At 60.6% G+C, this 18,665-nt stretch carries 22 protein-coding genes; 9 read left to right on the top strand and 13 right to left on the bottom strand.

Going from position 1 to position 18,665, the window contains the following annotated elements:
• Nucleotides 1-64 precede the first annotated feature (64 nt).
• On the bottom strand, nt 65-1,999 hold the full coding sequence (gene acs / locus JJ917_12055) for an acetate--CoA ligase (protein ID MBO6699557.1): 1,935 nt from the start codon (nt 1,997-1,999) through the stop codon (nt 65-67).
• Between the two features lie 282 nt (nt 2,000-2,281).
• Nucleotides 2,282-2,758, bottom strand: a complete 477-nt coding sequence (locus JJ917_12060; GenBank protein ID MBO6699558.1) for a hypothetical protein — start codon at nt 2,756-2,758, stop codon at nt 2,282-2,284.
• Nucleotides 2,759-2,884: 126 nt separating this feature from the next.
• Here JJ917_12060 and JJ917_12065 point away from each other — a divergent pair, with 126 nt between their 5' ends.
• The 4 genes from JJ917_12065 (at nt 2,885) to JJ917_12080 (ending at nt 6,854) form a co-directional block, all read left to right on the top strand.
• Nucleotides 2,885-4,243, top strand: a complete 1,359-nt coding sequence (locus JJ917_12065) for a hypothetical protein (GenBank protein MBO6699559.1) — start codon at nt 2,885-2,887, stop codon at nt 4,241-4,243.
• Between the two features lie 10 nt (nt 4,244-4,253).
• Nucleotides 4,254-5,006 (top strand): hypothetical protein, encoded by a 753-nt coding sequence (locus tag JJ917_12070; protein MBO6699560.1) that lies wholly within the window; start codon nt 4,254-4,256, stop codon nt 5,004-5,006.
• A gap of 27 nt (nt 5,007-5,033) precedes the next feature.
• Entirely contained in the window at nt 5,034-5,600 is a 567-nt protein-coding gene (locus JJ917_12075; protein MBO6699561.1) for a hypothetical protein, read from the top strand.
• Nucleotides 5,601-5,690: 90 nt separating this feature from the next.
• On the top strand, nt 5,691-6,854 hold the full coding sequence (locus JJ917_12080; GenBank protein ID MBO6699562.1) for a permease: 1,164 nt from the start codon (nt 5,691-5,693) through the stop codon (nt 6,852-6,854).
• A 15-nt stretch (nt 6,855-6,869) separates the two neighbouring features.
• Here JJ917_12080 and JJ917_12085 read toward each other — a convergent pair whose 3' ends face one another.
• Complete coding sequence (locus tag JJ917_12085) at nt 6,870-7,847, bottom strand: hypothetical protein (GenBank protein MBO6699563.1); 978 nt, start codon at nt 7,845-7,847, stop codon at nt 6,870-6,872.
• Nucleotides 7,848-7,936: 89 nt separating this feature from the next.
• Between JJ917_12085 and JJ917_12090 the strand changes: the two genes are divergently transcribed.
• Nucleotides 7,937-8,482 (top strand): hypothetical protein, encoded by a 546-nt coding sequence (locus JJ917_12090; GenBank protein MBO6699564.1) that lies wholly within the window; start codon nt 7,937-7,939, stop codon nt 8,480-8,482.
• A 3-nt stretch (nt 8,483-8,485) separates the two neighbouring features.
• On the opposite strand, the gene JJ917_12095 is transcribed toward JJ917_12090, so the two are convergent.
• The 5 genes from JJ917_12095 to JJ917_12115 form a co-directional block, all read right to left on the bottom strand.
• Complete coding sequence (locus tag JJ917_12095) at nt 8,486-9,802, bottom strand: TCR/Tet family MFS transporter (protein ID MBO6699565.1); 1,317 nt, start codon at nt 9,800-9,802, stop codon at nt 8,486-8,488.
• An 86-nt stretch (nt 9,803-9,888) separates the two neighbouring features.
• Nucleotides 9,889-10,323 (bottom strand): CopD family protein, encoded by a 435-nt coding sequence (locus JJ917_12100; protein ID MBO6699566.1) that lies wholly within the window; start codon nt 10,321-10,323, stop codon nt 9,889-9,891.
• Nucleotides 10,287-10,580, bottom strand: a complete 294-nt coding sequence (locus JJ917_12105) for a DUF3817 domain-containing protein (GenBank protein MBO6699567.1) — start codon at nt 10,578-10,580, stop codon at nt 10,287-10,289. Before JJ917_12105 ends, JJ917_12100 begins: the two co-directional genes overlap by 37 nt.
• Nucleotides 10,577-10,795 carry a hypothetical protein gene (locus JJ917_12110; protein MBO6699568.1) on the bottom strand — a complete coding sequence of 73 codons (219 nt, stop codon included), beginning with the start codon at nt 10,793-10,795 and terminating at the stop codon, nt 10,577-10,579. The genes JJ917_12105 and JJ917_12110 overlap by 4 nt, the downstream gene beginning before the upstream one ends.
• Nucleotides 10,785-11,126 carry a helix-turn-helix transcriptional regulator gene (locus JJ917_12115; protein MBO6699569.1) on the bottom strand — a complete coding sequence of 114 codons (342 nt, stop codon included), beginning with the start codon at nt 11,124-11,126 and terminating at the stop codon, nt 10,785-10,787. The genes JJ917_12110 and JJ917_12115 overlap by 11 nt, the downstream gene beginning before the upstream one ends.
• Before the next feature lie 190 nt (nt 11,127-11,316).
• Here JJ917_12115 and JJ917_12120 point away from each other — a divergent pair, with 190 nt between their 5' ends.
• Together JJ917_12120 and JJ917_12125 are read left to right on the top strand one after the other, a co-directional pair.
• Entirely contained in the window at nt 11,317-11,817 is a 501-nt protein-coding gene (locus tag JJ917_12120) for a DUF892 family protein (protein ID MBO6699570.1), read from the top strand.
• Nucleotides 11,818-11,950: 133 nt separating this feature from the next.
• Nucleotides 11,951-12,973 carry a DUF2183 domain-containing protein gene (locus tag JJ917_12125; protein MBO6699571.1) on the top strand — a complete coding sequence of 341 codons (1,023 nt, stop codon included), beginning with the start codon at nt 11,951-11,953 and terminating at the stop codon, nt 12,971-12,973.
• Here JJ917_12125 and JJ917_12130 read toward each other — a convergent pair.
• From JJ917_12130 to tsaD, 5 genes are all read right to left on the bottom strand, one after another.
• Nucleotides 12,970-13,557 (bottom strand): ATP-dependent Clp protease proteolytic subunit, encoded by a 588-nt coding sequence (locus JJ917_12130; protein ID MBO6699572.1) that lies wholly within the window; start codon nt 13,555-13,557, stop codon nt 12,970-12,972. The two genes, JJ917_12125 and JJ917_12130, sit on opposite strands and share 4 nt — an antisense overlap.
• A gap of 138 nt (nt 13,558-13,695) precedes the next feature.
• Entirely contained in the window at nt 13,696-14,133 is a 438-nt protein-coding gene (locus tag JJ917_12135) for an EVE domain-containing protein (protein ID MBO6699573.1), read from the bottom strand.
• The gene (locus JJ917_12140; protein MBO6699574.1) at nt 14,133-14,435 is read right to left on the bottom strand and encodes a hypothetical protein; all 303 of its coding nucleotides are present in this window, start codon (nt 14,433-14,435) and stop codon (nt 14,133-14,135) included. Before JJ917_12140 ends, JJ917_12135 begins: the two co-directional genes overlap by 1 nt.
• A 98-nt stretch (nt 14,436-14,533) precedes the next feature.
• Nucleotides 14,534-15,568, bottom strand: coding sequence for an NAD(P)-dependent glycerol-3-phosphate dehydrogenase (locus JJ917_12145; GenBank protein MBO6699575.1), 1,035 nt, complete (start codon nt 15,566-15,568; stop codon nt 14,534-14,536).
• Nucleotides 15,565-16,635 (bottom strand): tRNA (adenosine(37)-N6)-threonylcarbamoyltransferase complex transferase subunit TsaD, encoded by a 1,071-nt coding sequence (gene tsaD / locus JJ917_12150; GenBank protein MBO6699576.1) that lies wholly within the window; start codon nt 16,633-16,635, stop codon nt 15,565-15,567. The genes JJ917_12145 and tsaD overlap by 4 nt, the downstream gene beginning before the upstream one ends.
• Before the next feature lie 145 nt (nt 16,636-16,780).
• Between tsaD and hemC the strand changes: the two genes are divergently transcribed.
• Both hemC and JJ917_12160 read left to right on the top strand, forming a co-directional pair.
• Nucleotides 16,781-17,704 (top strand): hydroxymethylbilane synthase, encoded by a 924-nt coding sequence (gene hemC, locus JJ917_12155; protein ID MBO6699577.1) that lies wholly within the window; start codon nt 16,781-16,783, stop codon nt 17,702-17,704.
• 36 nt (nt 17,705-17,740) lie between these two features.
• A complete protein-coding gene (locus tag JJ917_12160; protein ID MBO6699578.1) occupies nt 17,741-18,460 on the top strand; it encodes a uroporphyrinogen-III synthase in 720 nt (239 codons plus the stop codon).
• Nucleotides 18,461-18,665: the final 205 nt, after the last annotated feature.

Genomic DNA, 18,665 nt, shown 5'->3' on the forward strand with positions numbered 1-18,665 from the left:
CTTGACCGAATAAAAAAGGCGGGCACTGGGCCCGCCTTCGAAATCTCTTGATTAGAACTTTCAATCAACTCTTGTTCTGCCGATTGTCGATCAGATCGGTGACAACCCCCGGATCGGCCAGCGTTGAAGTGTCGCCCAAATTGTCGAACGAGTCCTCGGCGATCTTGCGTAGAATCCGGCGCATGATCTTGCCTGAACGGGTTTTTGGCAGGCCCGGTGCGAACTGGATCAGGTCAGGCGAAGCAATCGGCCCGATCTCCTGGCGCACCCATTTGACCAGCTCTTTGCGCAGATCATCGGATGGCTCTTGGCCCTCCATCAGCGTGACATAGACATAGATGCCCTGGCCTTTGAGGTCGTGCGGATAACCGACGACGGCGGCCTCGGAGACTTTTGGATGCGCCACCAGCGCTGACTCCACTTCCGCCGTGCCCATACGGTGGCCGGACACGTTGATCACATCGTCCACACGGCCTGTGATCCAATAGTAGCCGTCCTCATCGCGGCGACAGCCATCACCGGTGAAGTACATGCCCTTGTAGGTGGAGAAATAGGTCTGCACGAAGCGCTCATGGTCGCCATAGACCGTGCGCATCTGGCCCGGCCATGAGTCGGTGATGACGAGGTTGCCCTCGGTAGCGCCTTCCAGGATTTGGCCTTCGGCATCCACCAGCGCCGGTTGCACGCCGAAGAACGGACGTGTCGCTGAGCCTGGCTTCAGTGCTGTGGCGCCCGGTAACGGTGTGATCAAAATGCCGCCGGTTTCCGTCTGCCACCAGGTATCGACGATGGGGCAGCGTTTGTCGCCGACCACATCATAGTACCAGTTCCAGGCTTCGGGATTGATCGGCTCGCCCACGGACCCGAGGATGCGCAGCGTGGAGCGGTCGGTCTTTTTCACATGCTCTTCACCAGCGCCCATCAATGAGCGGATGGCGGTCGGCGCGGTGTAGAAGATCGACACCTTGTGCTTGTCCACCACGTCCCAGAAGCGCGAGGGCGAGGGATAGGTCGGCACGCCCTCAAACATCAGCGTGGTCGCGCCGTTCGCCAGCGGGCCGTAGACAATGTAGCTGTGACCGGTCACCCAACCGACATCGGCGGTGCACCAGTAAACGTCGCCGTCCTGATAATCGAAGACATATTGATGCGTCATCGCGGCGTAGGTCAGGTAGCCGCCGGTCGTGTGCAGCACGCCTTTGGGCTGGCCGGTGGAACCGGAGGTGTAGAGAATGAACAGCGGATCTTCGGCGTTCATCTCTTCGGGCTCAACGAAGTCCGGCGCGTCCGTAGCCGCCTCGTGGTACCAGATGTCGCGACCGTCCTGCATGGCGATGTCACCGCCGGTGCGCTTGACCACGACGATGGCGTCGACAGGCGCTGATTCAGCGGCCCTATCGACATTGGCCTTCAGCGGCACCTTGCGGCCGCCACGCAAACCTTCGTCCGCCGTCACGACAACTTTGGAGGAACAGCCTTCAATGCGCTGGGCCAAGGAGTCCGGCGAAAAGCCACCGAAAACGATGGAATGCACCGCGCCCAGACGGGCGCAGGCGAGCATCGCGTAGGCCGCTTCGGGGATCATCGGCAGATAAAGCGTGACGCGGTCGCCCTTTTTGACGCCAGCGTTTCTCAGCACGCCGGCCATTTTGTTCACATGCTCGCCGAGCTCACGGTAGGTGATCTCAAGGTGCTCGCCCGGATCATCGCCCTCCCAAATGATGGCCACCTGGTCACCGCGCGTTTCAATGTGGCGATCCACGCAGTTGGCGGCAACGTTCAGCGTGCCGTCCTCGAACCATTTGATCGAGACATTGTGCGGATCGTAGCTGGTGTTTTTCACCTTGCTGTAGGGCTTGATCCAATCGAGCCGTTTGCCGTGCTCGCCCCAGAACCCTTCGGGGTCCTTCACCGACTGCTCGTACATCTCCAGATATTTGTCATTGTCGATCAAGGCGGCCGATGCGACGGCATCGGGCACGGGATAAACTTCACTCATGTTGATGGTCCCTTTGTGCGTTCCCCTCAGACGAGCCATCTCGATGTGTCGATCGGCCCGCTGAAAACTGGTGTCTACTGACCTGCGCTGCCCCTCTTGGTGAGGGCTTGGCGGCATCACTGCCGTGTTTTCTAAGCCCAAGCACCGCAGTGCAGCAAGGCAAGGCGCCTTGCCCTTTGGTTGAGTGAAAAGGCGCAGAATGCGGTTTTGCGGCGTTGATGCGCGTCAAAGCGCGACCATGGTCTAAGGCGGTTTGGCCCTCCAAGTGGGTCGGTGGTTCGTCTATCCGACCAGCGCGATATAGAAACGCAGACCGCCACCCTTGCCGCCATAGGCGCGCACGAAGAGGAAGCCCTGCAGTCGACCGCGCAGGATTTGACCGGCCAAATCGTCAAGTTGGTCGGGGCAAACCAGCGAAAAATCGCCTTGCGAGATCTGTTGGCGTCTGTCGCGGGTGGTGAAATAGGCCTCGCCCTGGAACGGCCGAAACGAGCCATCGTCCAGGTGGGAGCCATCAATGACGCCGCGCTCATGATGGTTGAACCGGTCCTGCTGGAGGATCGCGCGATAATCGGTCAGTTGCACGCCACGGGAGTTGGTGAGGTCTTCGGCGGTGATGTCGGTGACATACTCGGTGACGATGCCGGTGGTGGGCAGGTCCTCTGACCATCGCACGCAGTCTTCTGCCAGAGCCGGCCCCGTTGTCGTCAAAACCAGACTCGCAAGCGCGGCGAAAACCGCCGTCAGATGGTGCCACATAACCCCTCCCCCATTTTTGCCCCAAAGGTCTGGCCCCTTGGGTTCGCGCAGAGTGTGGGGTTTGCCAGGTCTTCAGGCCATACGTGGCCTTCCGGAGGCCGCTGTCCGATCGCGAGGGACCTGGATATGGACATCTATGTCGATCCCGCCACCGGCACCGATGATGATGCCGATTTTCGCGGGCAGGCCGCCTCCCCTTATCGCAGTCTGGCGCGTGCCGCCGAGCGCGCGGCCGTGGTCGAGCTGGCGTCCGGTCTGCCGCCCGGCAGTTTTCTCGGCACCATCTTCGCGGCGGCTGGCACCTATGCGCCGCCCGTCGAAGGGTTTCCGATCATTGTGCCGCCCAGTTACGATCTGGTCGGTGCGGGCAGCGATCGCAGCATCATCGAATTTACCGGCGAGACACGCACGACAACCGATCCGACGCCGATCACCTATTGGGGCGGCGAAGCGGTCTATGTGGGCCGGGCCATGCGCGGCTTGACCGTGCGTGCACGCCCGGCACCGTCTTACACCTGTCGCGGCATGATGGGCGTACTGGTGCAAAATGATCGCAGCACGGTTGAAGACGTGACCGTTGATTTCGACCGCACCATGAGCGCCCCGCCGGACGAGCGCGGGCGCTACGATCTCAGCTGGATGCTGAACCTGTTCGCGACGAGCATCGACCTGGTTTTGCTTTCAAGCACCTTCCGCGATGGGCGCGGCACCAATTTTGGCGTCGCGCTGCGCGGCTGCACCGGCATGGTGACCCGCTGCACCTTCGAGACCGCTGGGCCAAGCTTTGATGGCGATCCTGGCGGCCTTCTGGTTCGGGACATCACGGTGCGGGGCGCCGGCAGTTGTGAAGTGCGCCGTAATTCAAGGCTTGAAGCCTCGCAGATCGGCGACCTCGCCTTCAGCATGTTCACGAACCTATGGGTGTCGCGCGAGGGGGCGGTGGTCGGACCGGGCAACATGGTCGAAGCGATCAACATTTTTGCCTATGGCGATGCCGAAATTGTCGGCAACACGCTGTCCCACGGCTTCACCTTTCAGGTCACGGGCGGTGTGCGCGTGGCTGACAATGACATTGCACCCTGGGCCGCGCATCGCCTGCTCGAGATCGAGTACAATCCGTTCTTCAGCGGCATTCCTGTCGTCGAACGCAATCGGTTCGTCGCGCCTGAGCGGATTGGTGGCCATTACGTCAATCCGATTGTGGTGCGGGCATCGGCGGATTTTGGCGGCGGTACAAGTGCTGGCGGCAATGATTTCGGCGCGCTTTTTCAATCATCAAGCGGGGTTGCCAGGAGCACACCAGATGGCATTGAGCGCTGGGGTGTGATTGCGATCGACCCCGATGAGGCGCCCATATCGGTCATCCGGTTCGACGATAATCTGTGGGACGATCTCTATCCGCTCGACCGGATTGAAAGCAGCCGCTTTCAGATCATCACGCCGCCCACGTTTTTGAGTGTCGCGAACCCGATGCCGGCGCCGTGAGGAGGTTCTGATGGACGCACCAAGCCCGCACTATACGGTTCCGATCATCGCCCAGCGACTGTTCGGCCAGCGCTATCGCGGCTTTTCGATCGAACCCGGCTTCCCCGATGACGACAACCCGTTTCCGCGCCACGATCGCGGACCAGGGTTCATCGTTCGCGGCACGCTGGATGCTGACGGCCCGCCAGACATCGACCGCAACTATGGCACCAAGCGTAGTTGGCAGGAGATCGATGCGATGTTTGTCGCCGACCCATCTGTCGAAGCCAGCGATGGCACGACGGTGAACGATCTGTGGGCATCGAGCGGCATTCGCTTTGAACTTGTCGAGCGCATCGACGCCCAAACATCTTCAGGCTTCGCACGGATGCTGCCAGCGGATGCGCGCCTGCGCGACGCGACCATCAATCCGCTTCGCCGACCGGGCGCGATCAACCTCTTCCTGGTGCATGAGATCGATGGGTCCTGGGGGTATGCGCGGCGATCCTTTCCAGCGCGCCCCGATGTCATCCCCCTTGCGGTCGTTGCCGACATGCGCACCCGCACGTCCGATCCGGCCTATCGCTGGCGTCTGAGTTTGATCACGTTCGCCCACGAACTTGGCCATGTGCTTGGCCTGGGGCATGTGGCGTTCAGAGATAATGTGATGCGCGGTCAAGGCACGCTGTCGACCTCGATTGGCCTTCATTTGCCGCAGATCGCGGTTTGCCGCTCACGCGCCGCGTTTCTTTCCGCCGCCGCCGCGCCACCGGCAGGACCCTAATCAGGTGGTGGGAAAGGAGATGCAGTCATGACCCCAGATACGCCGAAGAAGGGCGGCAAAGGCCAGCCCTTTGACCCATCGGGCGATGGGATCGCCACCCTGTTGGACGCGCCGGAGACCGATGAGGGCGTGATTGCTGAAGCAGCGTTTTATGGCGCGGATGGGTGCGACGCTTTGCTGGAACTGGTAGGCCCGTCGTCCAATCTCGATCCGGAACGCCGGGCGCGTGGCGTTCACCTGCTTGGACGCCTGCGATGCGAGGATCTTTTCAAGCTTGCGCCCGATTTGATGCAGGAGGGCGTTCTCAGCGTCCAGATCAGCCTTTTCTACGCGCTGGTGCAGATCGATCGTGAGCAGGGCGAAAAGCTTCTGCTGCCCGTTATCAAGAATGACAAAGCCGACACGCTGCTGCGCGAACACGCCTTTTACGCGGTGTTGGCCGGCGCGAACCGTAATTTCAGGGAAACTCTGGCGGAAACTGTTGGTGGCTCGGACGACCGGCGCTTAGCTCGTGAACTGACGCGTTGGCTCGCCGTTGATGTGCCGCTTGGTGACCTGGCGGCTGACAGGGATGATCCGGACCGGCTGGACTGACCGGCATGCCGGTGACTGGAGGTAACCCTCCATAGGTGCTCTCCCGGAGGCCCTTGACCTTCCAGCAACTGGAAGCCCTATCTAGGGCTTATGGAACGTTCAGATAACTCCCCAGACCTCGCCGTGCCGGCGATGGAAAAGGCTGCCTCCTGCTGCGGTGGCGCAGACGCAAGCGCGCCCGTGCCGGCTGCGGACAAGGCGTCAGGCTGCTGTGGCAGCGCTGCGACCGCCGATGACACCAAGCCTGCCAAGCGCAAGCTCGACCTTTTGCTTTGGGGCTCGGGCCTGACGATCGTGGTGGCCTATCTGGCCTCTTTAATGCTTGACCATGGCGACCTGTGGGGTCTTGGCCATTTCACCCATTCGGTTCGCGACATGATGAACCTGATGTGGTGGGGCATTCTGGTGGGCATGGTGGCCGTTGGCCTTATCGACCGTGTGCCGCGGGAATTCGTGATCGGTGTTATCGGTCGCGATCAAGGCGCCAAAAGCCTAGGCCGTGCAGTGCTTGCCGGCTTTTTCCTCGACCTCTGCAATCACGGCGTCCTGATGGTGGGCGCGAAGCTCTATGAGCGCGGCGCCAGCCTCGGTCAGGTGTTTGCCTTCCTTATCGCCTCGCCCTGGAACTCGCTGTCGCTCACTATCATCATCGGTTTAATGATGGGGTGGGGTTGGATGGTCGTGTTTATCCTCGCCTCGCTGGTAATCGCCTTCGCGACGGGCCTCATCGTCGAAGCGCTGGAGCGGGCTGGCAAGGTGAAACCCAACGCCAACCGCATCGATCTTCCGGATGATTTTCATGTTTGGCGCGAGGCGAAGACCGGGATCAAAGCCACGCGCTACGATTGGGCTTTTGTGAAAGACGTGGCCCGCCGCTCGGTCACGGCAAGCCGTATGGTGCTGCGTTGGCTGTTCTTCGGTGTTGTGCTTGCTGCGCTCATTCAGGTGACGGTGCCAACGGAGATTTTCGCCACCTGGTTTGGGGCGACGTTCCTGGGTCTGCTGACGACGCTTGTCGCCGCAACCATCATCGAGGTATGTTCGGAAGGCTCTGTGCCCATCGCCGCTGACCTGATGACCCGCGCCCAGGCGCCGGGGAATGCCTTCACCTTCCTTATGGCGGGTGCGGCGACCGACTACACCGAAATCTTGGTGCTCAAAGAGGTGACGGGGCGCCTGAAGGCCGCGCTGCTTTTGCCCTTACTCACTGTCCCGCAGGTGGTGGCGATTGGGTGGATGCTGAACGGGGTTTAGCCAGACTGGTTGAGCTCATTCCAGACGGATATTGGTGATGGCCGAGGAGTCGGCGCCAGCGCCATATTCGGCGCGGATCCTAAACCGGGTGACATTGCGCAGCACATCGGAAAGCTGCTGCGCGCCGCCTGAGAGCTGCCATCCCGCCCCATCACGCAACGGGATCCTGAAGGTCCGCCAGCCTTGGTCGTGATGTTCCTCGATGTCGAAATAGGCGAGCATGTCGCCATTGTAGAGTTCAACGTCACCATGACCGCCCGGATAGTCGCGCGGCCCGCTGTAATCGCCACCTGAACTTTGCTTATCGAAGACCAGAAAGCGCGCGCTGCGCCAGTCGCCGTCGAACCGGGGCGGTGCTTGGTAATAATCGATACGGCCGTCGCTGGGCGGCGTGAAGCGGAGCACCCGACCATCAACGTGTGCGCCCTCTGCGGTGGCGCCCCAGTCATCAACGGCGTTATCGCCGCCCGGAAGGCCGGATTGCCCGCCTTCTGTCGCTGCCGATAGCCGCCTTTCGATCGCCGCGATGTTGGCATCAAGGCTATTCATCACCTGGCTGCGCACCTCGGCGGAGCGACGCGTTAACGCGTTGGCGATCATTCCATCGATGATAAAGGTGTCGCCGCTCATCAGATCCCAGATCACTTGCTCGGGCGGGACCTCGCTGCGCATCCAGCTGGGAATGCTGTCTTGGATGATCCTTTGATCGCCCGACATCGCCCACATCAGATAAGCGAACTTGATCGACTCAAAGACAGCATCACGGTCGGTGATCGAGACAATCCCGTCGGCCATCATCCAGACCGGATCAGGTTGGGCCGCCTCGGTATCAACAAGGTACTGGCGCCGGTCGTTGGCATAGCGCTGGAGCCAGCGCAAATTGTCGGCCTGCCCGCTGACATCGGGTGTTTGAACCGGGGTGGCTGGACCCTTTTGTGCGGCGGCGGGCGCGGCGAGGGCCAACATCAGGGCAAGAACAAGCAGGCGGATCATCAGCTTTCTCCGTGTCATGGGAGCCAGAGCCCGAACCATCGAAGACCGCGTTTGGCTGCGACCTCCGGCGCTGAGGCGTTTCACGGAGTTTGGATGATCGGCCTGCCGCCCCGTTGACGAAAGTCAGCCTGCTCACGGTGATCGATTTTGCAGCAGCATTGCCCTGTAAATCGGCTTGCATGGTCAAGTATTTGCAGGCAGTGCGGAAGCATAGCCTCGCGACCGGTATCGGAAGGACTTTTGTTATGATCAATCCACTTGATGTTTGGGCGCCAATATTTCGTGCGCCGTTCTCAGGCGATGTGACACAGGCCATCTCGCCGCGTTTGTTTTCTCCTGAAATCAAGGGCAACCGCGAGATCGAGTTCAAGATCGAGACCGAGGTTGCAAGCTTCGGCAAGCAGCTTGGAAAGATCATCGAAGCGCTGCGCGAGCTTTCCGACGAGACCGGGCGACCGCTGCCCGCGATCGAGGAAATCTATAACGAAGTTGAGGCGTTGAAAGCCGAGCACAAGGGCCGGCTGCGCGAAGAGGCCAAAGACGCTCTCGACAAGCTGAAAGAGGCGGACAAGCAAGCCTGGCAGGAGGTGGTCAGGACAGGCTGGTCGGAAGTCAGCAGTAAGGACACAGATTGATCGTCAATCGGCAAGGCCGGCGCTGTCGGTGATCCCAAGCTGGCGGGCTCTGGCATAGGGCCAGAAGACCAGCGCTGCGACGACCGCGGCGAGCACAAAGGGTGCGCCGGGCAGGTAGATCGGGGCGTTCTCCAGCGTGAACCAGGCAAATAGCGCCGTCATCACTGGTGGAGCGATGATCTGGACAATCGATGCCGCGCTCATCACCGCGCCGTTCAACTCGCCCTGCACATCTTCGCCGACATGATTGGACGCCAGCCCCTGAATGCCGGAGCTGGCAAAGCCCGAAAAGGCCGAGATGATCATTACCACATAGGCAAGCGCGCCATTGCTGACGACGGCGAAGGCGGCAAAACAGGCCACCGCCAGGATCGTCGAGCCGATGATGACCCGATGCTCGCCATAGCGCGCCAAAACAACACGCAGCACGAACCCCTCGCCGATGCCGATCATCAGGCCAAACACGGCCAAGGATAGCCCGACGTCAGCCGTCGACCAACCGTACTGCACCGGGGTGAAATAGGCCCACATGACCGGATAGACGTGGCTAGCGAACTCAAACAGCGTGCCGGCGATGATCAGCATCAGCACCGGTTTGATGCCGATGAACTGTTTCAACGCGCCGACCGGATTGGCGCGCTTGATCTCGAATCTGCGGCGCTTTTCTTTAGCCAAGCTCTCCGGCAGGGCAAAATAGCCGAAGGCGAGGTTGGCAAAGCAGAGCGCTGCTGCCGCCCAAAAGGGAAAGCGCGGATCGAGCGCGCCAAGCAGGCCGCCGATCGCCGGGCCGATGACGAACCCAATACCGAACGCCATGCCGATGAGGCCGAAATTCGCCGCGCGTTTGTCCTTGGGCGAGATGTCGGCGATGTAGCTGAAGGCGGTCACGTAGCTTGCGCCCGCCATGCCAGCCAAAATGCGCCCGATAAACAGCCAGAGCATCGTCGGCGCCAAGGCCATGATCACATAGTCAATGCCGAGCCAAAACAAGCCCCAAAGCAGGATAGGGCGGCGGCCGAACCGGTCGGAAAGATTGCCAAGGATCGGCGAGAACAGAAACTGCATCAGCGCGTAGGCGAACATCAGCCAGCCGCCAATTATCGCCGCGTCGCCCATCAAAGACGAGCCACCTGTGTTGACCGAAATCTCGCGGATCAGCTCCGGCAGGACCGGAATGATGATGCCAAGGCCGATCACATCCACCGCGACGGTGATCAGGATGAACACCATCGCCCTTTTGGACGTTGCCGGACCGGCAGGCGGACTGCCGTCCGCGGCGGGGGACGCGTTGGCGTGAGGGGTTGGTTCGACGTCGGTCATGACCGCGGTGTATCAGCTTTTCTGCGGCGCGTTATTGCGCTCCGTCGGCCACTTTCTGGCCGGTTGGGCATAAAGGGCGCCGGACTTCAAAAAGGTTTCAGTGTGACGAGCAAAACGATCAGCGTCACCAAGGCCAAGCCCAAGGGGAGAAAGAGGTTGGCGCGGCCGTCGCCGTCTGCGCTTTCGGCGTTGATTGAACGGCGAAGCCGACCTGTCAATGCTCCGTGCAGGCCGGACAGCACCAGCACTAGAAGAATTTTCGCCATCATCCAGAGGTCGGTGAACCAATTGCCTTGCACCGCCAGCAGGATACCGAACGCCCAGGCCAGGACCATGGCAGGCGTCGTAACCGCCCGATCATAGGATTTCAGTGGTCTCAAGTAAGCGACCGGCGCGTGGCGCAGAGCCAATGCGACCGCCACCATGCCGCCCATCCAGACGAACAGCGACACAAGGTGCGCGGCTTTCAGCAGTTGATAGAGCATCAGTGTGCAATCGTAGATGCTTGGCGGCGCAGCCATCGCTCGTTGATGAAGCCGCCAAAGGGGATCATCGCGCCGACAAAAAGGCGGATCGCCGCTTTCCAACCGATCAGGCCTTCCGACCATGAGCGGACGGTGAACCAGGAAAACATCAGGAACGTCAGCCCATGGATAGGGCCGACAATTCTAGTGGCGAGGTCATAGCCGGCGGCATGTTTTAATGGGACGGCGACAAAAAGCAGGGCGAGAAGCGTCACCGCCTCGGCTTGTGCCGCACGGCGTAGCCCCCCGCTCATTCGACGTCTTTCAGCATCGCCTCAAGATGCGCAACGCGGCGATCCAGTGTGTCGGTCGTCTTCTCAACTGAGGCGAGACGCGCATCGGTCTGGGTCGCCATTGCAGCTTGCGTTCGCGCCTTGAGGGCCTGGACCGCATATTTCATCGTGAAAACAGCCAGGATGAGCGCGAGGATCAGGATCGTGAGCGTCATGATGTTGCTGCTACCGTCCATTGTTGTCATCTCCATTGCTACCGCTGACCATGCTGGTCGGTGCCGGGTTGGTCAGGGCTATCGTTTCTGGGGTGAGGTTGAGATCGAAGGGTTTGGCCCGGAAGAAGTTGGCTGACTTTCCGTTGTCCGCCGTGCCGATTTCGCTGGTGACAAGCGCCGCCTCTTCCAGCTTCTTCAGATGCATCTTCAGCAAAGGGCGGCTGATACCGGCCGCGCGGGCCAACTCGCTGACATATTGCGCACCCTCTTTGTGCAGTCGCGCGACAAGCCACAACCTCACCGGGTTGGCGAGGGCCTGAAGCTGGCGAACAAGAAGCGTTGGGTCTGTCATGGCGAGATCATATTGCGTTAGAAATTTGTTACATGAAAGAAAAATATTACGCAATATGGCTGAAAGTGTTTTCCTGAGTCTGTCTCTCGGCCACCCCGACAGGGCCAGATAATCGGCATCGCTTTGGAACGGTTGCCTGGTTCACCCGTTGATCGGTCACCCCACCCAACGCCAACAAACGGAGACGGACATGAAAACCCTTCAAGACGTCTATTACCTGCAGCTCCAGGACGCCCATTCGGCTTGTAAACAGTCGCTGGCCGCGACGACCGAGCTGGGCCGCGCTGCCGAAGACAAAGGCTTGAGCGAGGCGCTGATCGCCGGTGCCAATGGGATTTCCGACGGCATGGACAAGCTGAAAAGCTTGTGCGCCGAGCATGACCTCAACCCCAATGGTCACCATTGCGGCGGCATGGAAGGTCTTGTGAAAGAGGCCCGCGAACATGCGATAGAAGACGAGTTCGGCAACCCAGATGCGCGCGACGCCATGATCATCGCGCAGTATCAGCGCATGGCGCACTATGCGATTGCTGCCTATGGCACCCTGCGCGCCTATGCCAATCGCCTGGAACTGGATGGCGACGCTGCGACTCTCACCGAAATGCTGGACAGCGCCTATGATGGTGATCGCACGATGACCGAAATCGCGACCGGCAAGGATGGCGTCAACGCCGACGCCAAAGCCGCCTAGCGTTCGCTTTGAGCAATCAGAAAGGCCCCGCATCGCGCGGGGCCTTTTGGCATGTTTGGGCACGCGACACAGGTGCCAACATCTCGGAACGACGCGCAGGGGGACCAAGCGCGACCTGCAAAGGAGTTTGCCAATGAGCGTTTCAACCAGGAAAGAAGAAAGCCGCTCCAAAGGCCTGCTGCACGCGATTTTCCTCGGCTTGGAGCGGGTGTGGGACCGTTTGCGCCCGCGCGATGCAACGCCCGAACCGGTTATCGACGCCTATCTTGGCTATGCGACGCCGGACGGGTGCCAGCTGCGCGGCCGTGTGCTCGACGGTCATCGCTATTCAACCCAGATCGAAGCCCGCTCGCGTTGGAACGCGTTTCGCAACATGGCACGCAACTTCTTCACCGCCGAGATGCCTGGCGTGCGGGTGGCTTCAGGCGATGTTGAGACGCTGAGCGATGAGGAAGGCTATTTCCAGCTGACCGTTCCGGCCTTGCCGCCGGGTGCGCACCATGTCGCGCTGCGCTTGCCGGACTATGACACGCAGACTGAAACTACCATTCTTGTTCCCGAGGCCGACGCCAAGCTTGGGATCGTATCCGATATAGACGACACCGTGATGCGCACGGGCGCGTTCTCGTTGGCGCGCAATCTATGGACGACGGCGACGACGTTCATCACGGATCGCGAAGTGTTTGCTGACACCGTGGCGCTGCTCAAAAAGCTGCAGGGCGATGCCAACCCGGTCTTCTATGTCAGCTCCTCGCCCTGGAACCTTCACAGCTATCTGAACCAGGTCTTTGAGGCCAATGGCGTGCCAAGCGGTCCGATGTTTCTGCGCGACCTCGGCGTCTCAGAGAGCAAATTCATCAAATCGACCCACGGCTCGCACAAGGGCAATGCCATCGACACGATCTTGGCGGCCAATCCGGGATTGGAGTTCGTGCTGATTGGCGATTCCGGTCAGCACGATGCGCTGGTCTATCACGACGCCATCATCCGCTATCCTGGGCGTATCAAACAGGTCGTGCTGCGCCATGCCGGCCCAATCGATCAAGCTGACCGGGTTGCGGCCGACGCCATCCGCCGTTCGAACGTCGATCTGGTGATGGCCGAAGAGCTTGACCTGGCAGCGGACGCCGAAGCGCCCGCTTCAGCGGATGCTTAGCCCAGCTCGTCCACGGATGTGATGACCTTGCCGAGCAGGCCATAATCTTTGGCCTCCTCTGTGTTGAGCCAGAAATCGCGCTCCATGTCCTTTTGAACTCGCTCGACAGATTGGCCCGTCGCGCCAGCAAAAATCTCGTAGAACCGTTCGCGCATTTTACGGATCTCGTTGGCCTGGATTTCAACGTCGGACGCTTGACCACCGACACCGCCGCGCGGCTCGTGCAGCAAAAACCGGGTTTTGGGTAGGCAGAACCGGCGCTCGATCGGCACAGCAACGTAAATGAGGGCGCCCGCCGAGGCGACCCATCCCGATCCGATGGCGTTCACCTTCGGGCGGATGAAACGAATGACGTCATGGATCATGTCACCTGATTCCACATGGCCGCCGGGGGAGGAGATGATCACATTGATCGGATCATCGCTCATCTGCGCCAGCGCGAGCAGGTGGCTGGTCGCCGTGCGGGCAACCTTATCGTTGATCTCGCCGGTGATCAGAACGTAGCGCGACTCGCTCAAGGCATCTTCCAGCCGGCGGCCAAGAGCCTGGGGCTTGGCGTTGTCGTCGTCTTTGTCGTCGGCCATGGATGGGATTCCTTTTTGCGTGTCGTTGGCCGAATGGCCATTGCCTCAGGCCTAGCGAGTGCAGTCCGATTCGGTCAACTGCCGCCGGCCCTGTCGGTTAAGGCCGTGTGCATGTGAGCGAGGTGGCGGGTGTGGTGGCTAGACAGGCTTCAGCGTGTCCGGATCAATGCCGCCCATGCCGCAGACGATTGCCCATTCCTCATCCGTTACCGGCTGCACCGACAGGCGCATGGACGTCACTAGGCTCATCTTGGCCAGGCTCTCGGTGGCTTTGACCTGTTTCAGCGAAACGGGGTTGGGCATATCGGCAAGCGCGCGAATGTCCACGCATTCCCAACGTTCATCGTCAGTGGTGGAGTCCGGGTGGATTTCGGCGCTGACCTCGGCGATGCCGACGATCTCTAGACCCTCATTGGAGTGGTAGAAGAAGGCGCGATCACCTAGCTTCATCTCGCGCATGAAATTGCGGGCTTGATAGTTGCGGATACCGTCCCATTCCTCGCCGGCCCCGCCCTTGGCTTTTTGTTGCTCCCAGGACCATTTGAAAGGTTCGGATTTAAACAGCCAATAGCGCATCAGGCAGCCTCGGGGTCGGTGTCGGGGTTCTTCAGGAGCCAGGCCCAGGGTCGAATGTCGACGCTCGCAAACAGGCCTGCCTTGGCATAGGGGTCATTGGCGGCAATAGCCTCAATGGCTGATTTGTCGTCCGCCTCGATTAACACCAGCGATCCGGTGGGCTTACCGTCCTCACCCAGAAACGGACCGGCGCCTTTCAGCGCGTCGCCGAGACCTTGCAAATAGGCGACATGGTCGGGTCGGTTGTCGAGCCTGACCTGAAGATGATCGGGCTTGTCGGTACAAATGAGGGCGTAAAGCATGGCAGGGTCCTGTTTGTCGCGACTATCGCGCGGTTCGTCTGGAACGATTAGGCTTATTCTGGGTCTATTCTGGTGTTTGTCGCGACTAAATCGGCATCCTATTCGCGCTTCAGGGGCCGCGCCATCAAGCTATCGATGGCATCATCAACGGACATGTGGTTCTCCACAACCTGCGCCACCGTCTGTGTAATCGGCATGTCAATCCCGGCAGCCTGACCAAGAGCAAGCGCGGCGGACGCGGTTTTGGCGCCCTCGGCAAGTGGTTGTCCTTTCGCCATAAGCTTAGCCGTCTTAACACCACGACCAATTTCGTAGCCGAAACGAAAGTTACGCGAGCCTGCGGTCGAACAGGTGAGAATGAGGTCGCCGAGCCCGGAGAGACCTGCGAGGGTTTCGGGGCGTGCGCTTTGTGAAATAGATAGACGGCTAAGTTCCGCAAAGCCTCGGGTGATAAGTGCGGCCTTGGCGCTTTCCCCAAGACCCTTGCCTTCGACAACACCGGCGGCGATCGCCAGCACGTTTTTCAGCGCGCCACCAAGCTGGACGCCGATAAGATCGTCGCTGGCATAGGGCCGGAAGTTCGGACCTTGTAGCAGGCCGCAGAGGCGATCAGCCTGTTCCAAAGTGGGCGCCGCCAGCGTCACAGCGGTTGGCAGGCCGTGCGCAACGTCATGGGCAAAACTTGGGCCCGATAGCACGGCGATGGTTGGTTCAGCGGCTTCTTCTTGCACAACGGTTGTCAGGCGTTTTTGGGTGCCGCGCTCGAGCCCTTTGGCCGTAATCACCAGATCGTGGTCGGGACGTAGAAAGGGGCTGATGGACCGGACCATTTCGCGCGTGGCTTGTGCGGGAACGGCCACCACGATCACGGCCTGCGGTGACCGCGATAGCGAGTCTCGCCATGTGGAGTCCCGCATAAAGGAATGCGCGCTGAGACTCTCGGGCAAACGGATAGAAGGAAGCGCCGCCTCGTTCATTCGAAGTGATTGTATTGTATCAGCTTTTTCATCCGATCCGGTGATCAGACTGACGGTGCGGCCAGTGCGCGCCAACATGATTGCCAAAGCCGTGCCCCAGGCACCGGCGCCGATGACCGTGTAATTGGTCGGCTGACTTTCGGAAGCGGCCGTCATGCCCGGGCGCCCTTCTTGCCGGAACCAAGCTTCGGTGCGGCGTTGGTATCCAGCGGCCAGCGAGGGCGCGCTGTTGCTTCAAAACGTGGCAAACCGGCCGCTTCGCGCTCCAAAGCCGCCCAGGCGATCATCGCCGCATTATCGGTGCAATGGTGCGCTGGCGGGATCACAAGCCGCCCTTGGCGTTGATCGATCAAGTTGGTCAAAATAGCGCGGATGTGGGCGTTGGCGGCCACACCCCCCGCGGCAACCAGAACCGGCGGTTGCCGATAGATCTCAGTGAAGCCTGTCAGCGCCGCCGAGAGGCGATCAGAAATCGTTTCGCCTACGGAACGCTGAAAACTTGCGCACAGATCAGCGACCGTCTGTTCGTCGAGCGGGGCGTTCTTTTCGGCTGTCAAACGCAGCGCGGTCTTGAGCCCGGCAAAGGAAAAATCGCAGCCTGCTTTGCCCTTCAACGGCAGCGGTAAGGCAAAGCGATCCGTGTCTCCGGTTTTGGCCATCCGCTCAACGGCAGGGCCACCGGGAAAGCCAAGTTCCAATAATTTAGCCGTCTTATCAAATGCCTCGCCGAGGGCGTCATCCAATGTCGTGCCCCAACGTTCATAGACGCCGACATCGTGGACGCAGAGGATTTGGGTGTGCCCGCCAGAGACCAAAAACAGCAGGTAGGGGAACGGCAAATCCTCGCCAAGGCGCGGCGAGAGCGCATGGCCTTCCAGATGGTTGACCGCAATGAACGGCTTGCCGATGGCGCTTGCCATCGCCCGTCCCGTTACCAATCCAACCAGCACGCCACCAATGAGCCCTGGCCCGGCGGTGGCGGCGACGCAATCCAAGTCTTTTGCAGCAACGCCGGCCTGCTTCAGCGTCTCGGCGATCAGCGTGTCGAGATGATCGACATGGGCGCGGGCGGCGATCTCCGGCACGACACCACCAAACGGCGCGTGATCCTCGATCTGGCTGAGCACGGTCTCGGCCTCGATCACCGCGCGGCCGTTCGGGTCGCGGCGTACGATCGCCACGGCGGTTTCATCACAGCTGGTTTCGATACCAAGGGCGCGCATTAGGGCTCGTTACGTGGCACGTATAGGGAGTTGATCGGTCTGGCGAGCGGTTGCCGCTTCGTCTATTGGCAGGCTTGTTGTCGCCGCGCGTCAGCCCATAGCATCGCGCGCGCCCCTTTTGACACCCCTTGTCGGAGCATCCCTTTTGCCTCTCTTGACCCTTGGAACCCGTGGCAGCGCGCTGGCGTTGGCGCAAGCGGCTGAAACGCGCGCCCGTCTGGTGGCGGCGCATGGATGTGATCCCGAAGAGATTGTGGTCGAGGTGTTTTCCACAAAGGGCGATGAAATTCTCGATCAGCCGCTGGCCGAAATCGGCGGCAAGGGGCTTTTCACCGAAGAGATCGAAGCGGCGCTGTCCGATGGGCGTATCGACATTGCGGTGCATTCTTCCAAGGACATGCCCACCGAGCTGCCCAACGGCTTGGCGTTGGACGTCTTTTTGCCGCGCGAAGACCCGCGCGATGTATTCATCTCTCGCGATGGCGCAACGCTGGAAACGCTGCCCGCCGGTTCGGTGGTGGGCACCGCCAGCCTGCGGCGCGCAGCGCTTGTCAAGCGCCTGCGTCCGGACCTCAAAACTGAATCGATCCGCGGCAATGTTCAAACGCGGCTTCAAAAGCTTGCCGATGGCGTGGTCGATGCGACGCTTCTGGCGTTGGCTGGCCTGTCGAGGCTTGAGCTGGAGCCAAATCATATGAGCATCTTGCCGCCCGGCGACTTTCCCCCGGCGCTGGCGCAGGGGGCGATCGGCATTGAGACCCGCGCCGATGACGCTCGTGTGCTCGATTTTCTGGCGCCGATCCATGATCGTGACACCGGCGATGCGGTGGCCTGCGAGCGGGCGTTTTTGAAGGCCCTTGACGGCTCTTGCAAGACGCCGATTGCTGGCCACGCCACCGTGCATGGTGAGGACATCATGCTTTCAGGCCTCGTGCTGACCGAAGACGGCACGCGCCATCATTCGACGCAGGCGAAAGGTAAGCGAAGCAATGGTGTTCAGCTTGGCGCGGAAACCGGCGCTGCGCTGAAAGCCAAGGCGGGGCCGGGGTTTCTGCCCCATTGGACCTGACGGTATGTGCATAGCTGTGCAATGGAATCTGAGTGCATGGCCCGGGTTCTGATCACGCGCGCCGAGCCGGAAGCCAGCGCCACCGCTGCCCTGATGGCCAGCATGGGTCACGATCCGGTTGTGTTGCCGCTAACGCAAACGGAAGCTTTGCAGGAAGGGTTGAGTGACATTCAAGGTTTGAGCGGTTCTGACGCTGACCTGTTTATCGTGACCAGTGTCCGCGCCATCCAGGTCTTGGCGGCGGCAGGCCTGAGTGCTTGGGCGGTCAAGCAGCGCTGGGCGGTGGTTGGCGAGCGCGCCGCATCACTGCTGGGTGATTTCGGCGCTGATTTGATTGCGCCACCTACTGCCAATGTCGCCAAGCTGATCGATCTGCTGTCGGATCGCGGCGAGCCAATGATTTACCTGGCCGCTTTCGACCGCAAACCAGTCCTCGAAGAGCGTTTTCCGAGGATGCGTGTCATCCCGATCTACCGCGCTAAGGCGCTTGGCGGGTTTGATCCGGCTGCGATCAATATTCTGCGCACGGACCCGCCGAGCCATGCGTTAGTATATTCCGCCCGTGGCGCGGGCCTTCTGGCCGAAGCGATCAGCAAAGCCCTGCTTTCTGAGGATCTGCGTGCCATGCGATGGCTCTGCCTCTCACCGCATGTTGCAGCCCATTGTCCGGAGGCGGCCAGGGGCGCCGACAGGGTCAAGGTCGCCGACGAACCCACACAAGCCGCCTTGCTATCCCTGCTTCCGAGTCCAAGCTGACCATCTGGCGCGGCTCGGTCATATTTGCGACATTTGACCGGCGCAGATTCGCTGTCGAGGGCAAAGTTTACCCGCCATTCATCTTGTGCGCCGCCTTAAGGCGGTCTGCGGCCATTTGCGCCCAATGGATAGCGCAAAAGGTGAGACGCGCGGTGGGCAGCGTGTATATGATCAAGGATGGCAAGTGATTGATGCAGTTAAAGGC

This window comes from Hyphomicrobiales bacterium (assembly GCA_017642935.1).
Taxonomy (GTDB): Bacteria; Pseudomonadota; Alphaproteobacteria; order Rhizobiales; family MH13; genus MH13.